This is a genomic window from Idiomarina sp. UBA4206, assembly GCF_002383015.1.
GTDB classification, from domain to species: domain Bacteria; phylum Pseudomonadota; class Gammaproteobacteria; order Enterobacterales; family Alteromonadaceae; genus Idiomarina; species Idiomarina abyssalis.
In genome coordinates this window covers 33,761-37,354 of record NZ_DFTS01000043.1, presented here as the reverse complement: position 1 = coordinate 37,354, position 3,594 = coordinate 33,761, and the positions used below count along the sequence as shown (strand labels likewise).

Genomic DNA, 3,594 nt, shown 5'->3' with positions numbered 1-3,594 from the left:
TGACGCTGGATAAATACGTGCCCGCACTTTACAACGCGCTGGGTATATTCCTGCCCCTGATAACTGTTAACTGCGCTATCTTCGGTGGCGTAGCCTTTATGGTCGAGCGTGACTATAACTTTGGTGAATCAGTCGTGTTCGGAATTGGCAGTGGTGTTGGCTGGGCTTTAGCAATTGTTGCTTTGGCTGCAGTACGCGAAAAACTGAAATATGCAGATGTACCTGATGGCTTACGTGGCTTAGGTATTACTTTTATTTCAGTGGGTCTGATTGGTTTGGGCTTTATGTCGTTCTCCGGCGTATCCTTATAACCAGTGTGTTGAATCGGTAAAAGAAAGGTACGAATCGATGCAAGAGATATATCTCGGTGTAGGGATGTTTACTGTCATCGTACTGGTTTTGGTTGCGATTATCATGTTCGCAAAATCAAAATTGGTACCTCAAGGTGACGTGGAAATCCTGATTAATGACGACGAAGACAAAAAGATCGTGACCCAACCTGGAACGAAGCTTCTGGGTGCTTTGGCAAACGCAGGTATTTTCGTGTCGTCTGCTTGTGGTGGCGGTGGTTCATGTGGGCAGTGCCGCGTTACGGTTAAAGAGGGTGGCGGTGATATTTTGCCAACAGAGCTTGACCATATTACTAAGCGTGAGGCTCGCGAAGGCTGCCGTCTTTCATGTCAGGTTAACGTTAAACAGGACATGAAAATTGAATTACCAGAAGAAGTCTTCGGTATTCGTAAGTGGGACTGTACGGTTAAATCGAATGATAACGTAGCCACTTTCATTAAAGAGTTCATTGTTCAGTTGCCGGAAGGTGAAGAAGTACCGTTCCGTGCGGGCGGCTTTATTCAAATTGAAGCTCCGCCTCATCATGTGAAGTACAAAGACTTTGATATTTCTGAAGAATATCACGCTGACTGGGACCGTTTTGGTTTCTTTGATGTTGAGTCTAAGGTTGACGAAGAAGTTGTACGTGCTTACTCAATGGCGAACTACCCAGATGAGAAAGGCATTATTATGCTGAACGTTCGCATAGCAACGCCGCCGCCGAACGACTTAAGTCTGCCAGCGGGTAAAATGTCATCGTACATTTTTAGTCTGAAACCGGGCGATAAAGTCACTATTTCTGGTCCATTTGGCGAGTTCTTTGCTAAAGAAACAGAGGCAGAAATGGTCTTCGTTGGTGGTGGTGCTGGTATGGCGCCAATGCGTTCGCATCTTTTTGATCAACTGCGTCGCCTGAAGACTGATCGCAAGATTTCATTCTGGTACGGTGCACGTTCGAAGAAAGAAATGTTCTATGTTGAAGACTTCGATATGCTGGCCGAAGAGAATGACAACTTTGACTGGCACGTGGCCTTGTCTGACCCTCAGCCGGAAGATAACTGGGAAGGCGATACTGGCTTTATTCATAATGTTCTTTATGAGCGTTATCTTAAAGATCATGATGCGCCGGAAGACTGCGAGTTCTACATGTGTGGACCTCCGGTCATGAACGCTGCCGTTATCAATTTGTTGAAAGACTTAGGCGTCGAAGACGAGAACATTATGCTGGATGACTTTGGTGGTTAATCCATGATGTTCCTGAAAGTATCGAACGCTAAAATTTGGCTAGCCCTTATGGGGCTGGCCTTTTTAGTTTCTTGCTCAGATGCACCAGAAAAAATTGCATTTAGCGGCGAAACAATGGGAACAACTTTCAGTGTTACGCTATACACTAAAGATCCCAGACACAATCAAGAAGAGATTAAGCGTAAAGTTGATATTGTGCTGGAACGTGTAAACGCTCAAATGTCGACTTACGACCCGAATTCTGAACTGTCTCAATTTAATCAATTTGAAAGTACTGAGCCGGTAGTTATTAGCCGTGAGCTTGAGCGAGTGGTGACTCGTGCTTTAGAAATTGCAGAGCAAACCGAGGGTGCTCTCGATATAACGGTTGGGCCCTTAGTTAACCTTTGGGGCTTTGGTCCTCAGGCGAAGCCGGAAGAAGAGCCGTCTGACAAAGAACTACAGACCGTTCGTGAAAAAACAGGTTACCAGAAGCTACGTGTTGAGAACCATCAACTGATCAAAGACAACCCCGAGATGTATGTCGATTTATCAACAATAGCAAAGGGCTATGGTGTTGACCGAGTTGGCCATTTACTCGATCAGCTACGGATAAAGCAGTATCTTGTGGAAATTGGTGGTGAAGTTCTTACCAAAGGCGGTAAGCCTGATGAAGCGTCCTGGCGGCTGGCTGTCGAAAAACCGGTTTCTACGGAACGAGCCGTGCAACGTGTTGTCCAATTTAAAGACGGCGCGTTGGCAACATCCGGTGATTACCGAAACTACTTTGAAGAAGATGGGCGTCGCTATTCACATATTATTGATCCGGCGACAGGCTACCCAATACAGCACAATTTAGTTTCGGTGTCAGTCTATGCGGACGATACGATGTCTGCTGATGCTTATGCAACGGCTTTACTGGTTATGGGAACCGATAAAGCAAAAGCATTTGCGCGGAAACAGAATTTAGCAGTCATGCTCATCTATAAAACAGAAGACGGTTTTAATGAGTATATCAGCGACGCATTCAAGCCGTTGTTGAGCGAGCAGGAGTAGGAGTTTTAATGCAAACCTTTATAATGGTATTCGCTTTGTTTGTGATCGTTGTACTGGCGATGGCCATTGGTTATATGGTGCAACGAAAAACAATTTCTGGCAGCTGTGGTGGCATTGGTGCATTAGGCATGGAAAAGGCCTGTGACTGTGACAACCCTTGCGAGAAACGCAAAGAGCGAATGAAGAAAGAAGAAGTCTGGAAGGAAAATCAGATTCATTGACCCTTTTAGTAAAAAAGGTTATAAACATATAACTTTTTGGTAAGTAGGAGGGTGGCATGAAACCAATCGATATTCAGACAAATGCAAATGAGCTTTATCTGGATTGTAACGCCACCACTCCCGTACTTCCTGAAATTATTGAAGCGGTATCCCATACCATGGAATCCGTTTTCGGTAACCCATCAAGTAGCCATATTACTGGCCTGAAAGCACGATATATTCTGGATACAACCCGTCAGCTAGCGCGAAAGACTGTTGGTTTAACCTCCGGTCGGCTTATTTTTACCAGCGGGGCAACAGAAGGGATACAAACCGCGGTTGTTTCCGCAATATACGCCGCGATGCAAGCCGAGCCTGGCAATAGAAAAACGCTGTTACTTTACGGTGCTACTGAGCACAAAGCTGTGCCGCAGGCGCTGGAGCATTGGAACAAGCTTTTAGGGTTAAATGCGCAATTGGTTGCTATTCCTGTGAATAGACAGGGGGTGTTAGACACTCAGTTTATTGCTCAGCACGCAAAAGATGCAGCAATGATATGTACCATGGCGGTAAATAATGAAACCGGAGTTGTGCAGGACCTTGAGCAACTAGAAAAGGTTATCCGTCAGCACAACCCGAATGTTCCCTGGATGGTCGACTGTGTTCAGGCATTAGGTAAGAAGGCGTTGAACCTGGATGCTACCACCATTGATTATGCGCCTTTTAGTGGTCATAAATTGTATGGGCCAAAAGGCATAGGATTTATGGCGGTCAGAGACGCAGC

The 3,594-nt window shown here is 45.5% G+C and carries 5 protein-coding genes; all 5 read left to right on the top strand.

Annotated elements, in window-relative coordinates; translation table 11 throughout:
• On the top strand, nucleotides 1-311 hold a 311-nt coding region (locus tag B3180_RS09215; RefSeq protein WP_286844175.1), incomplete at its 5' end, for an Rnf-Nqr domain containing protein.
• A gap of 37 nt (nucleotides 312-348) precedes the next feature.
• Nucleotides 349-1,575 carry an NADH:ubiquinone reductase (Na(+)-transporting) subunit F gene (gene nqrF, locus B3180_RS09210; protein WP_054486917.1) on the top strand — a complete coding sequence of 409 codons (1,227 nt, stop codon included), beginning with the start codon at nucleotides 349-351 and terminating at the stop codon, nucleotides 1,573-1,575.
• Between the two features lie 3 nt (nucleotides 1,576-1,578).
• The gene (locus B3180_RS09205; RefSeq protein WP_286844172.1) at nucleotides 1,579-2,610 is read left to right on the top strand and encodes an FAD:protein FMN transferase; all 1,032 of its coding nucleotides are present in this window, start codon (nucleotides 1,579-1,581) and stop codon (nucleotides 2,608-2,610) included.
• An 8-nt stretch (nucleotides 2,611-2,618) separates the two neighbouring features.
• On the top strand, nucleotides 2,619-2,831 hold the full coding sequence (gene nqrM, locus B3180_RS09200) for a (Na+)-NQR maturation NqrM (RefSeq protein ID WP_199494595.1): 213 nt from the start codon (nucleotides 2,619-2,621) through the stop codon (nucleotides 2,829-2,831).
• Nucleotides 2,832-2,887: 56 nt separating this feature from the next.
• Nucleotides 2,888-3,594 (top strand): cysteine desulfurase family protein (locus tag B3180_RS09195; protein WP_286844169.1); only part of this gene is annotated, 707 nt, incomplete at its 3' end.

Coding starts and splice junctions, on each gene's coding strand:
- nqrF (WP_054486917.1), top strand. CDS start 349: ATGCAAGAGATATATCTCGGTGTAGGGATGTTTACTGTCATCGTACTG.
- B3180_RS09205 (WP_286844172.1), top strand. CDS start 1,579: ATGATGTTCCTGAAAGTATCGAACGCTAAAATTTGGCTAGCCCTTATG.
- nqrM (WP_199494595.1), top strand. CDS start 2,619: ATGCAAACCTTTATAATGGTATTCGCTTTGTTTGTGATCGTTGTACTG.